Source organism: Stenotrophomonas sp. 3diitr2024, from assembly GCF_042136455.1.
Lineage (GTDB): Bacteria > Pseudomonadota > Gammaproteobacteria > Xanthomonadales > Xanthomonadaceae > Stenotrophomonas > Stenotrophomonas sepilia.
In genome coordinates this window covers 1-318 of the sequence record NZ_JBHHMJ010000285.1, presented here as the reverse complement: position 1 = coordinate 318, position 318 = coordinate 1, and the positions used below count along the sequence as shown (strand labels likewise).

Genomic DNA, 318 nt, shown 5'->3' with positions numbered 1-318 from the left:
TTCATGCGGGTCCGGGGCGCAAGGCGAGGTGCCCAGTCTAACCATTCGCATGCGTATGTTGCACCCCGGGCGTGTGTCCAACGGCGGCGTGCATGTCCTCCTCATGGGCCGTCGATCAGACGCAGGCCCAGACGGATCGCCGCCGGCCCCCTGCTGAAGTCCAGCGTGCAGTCCCAGTCGCTGTGGCGTACGTCCACGGGAAGAACGGTAACTCGCCGAGCAAAGGAATCAGTTCACTTGCCTGCAGAGTCCAGATCGGCCACGGCAATGCGCGCTCATCTGACGCTACCAAGCAGATTTCGCCGTTCACTTCCGCCA

General features: G+C 63.2%; 1 pseudogene. It reads right to left on the bottom strand.

The window, feature by feature from the left end:
• Window positions 1-107: 107 nt before the first annotated feature.
• A pseudogene (locus ABGA94_RS06620) lies at window positions 108-221 on the bottom strand (hypothetical protein); the annotation flags it as partial.
• Between the last annotated feature and the right edge of the window lie 97 nt (window positions 222-318).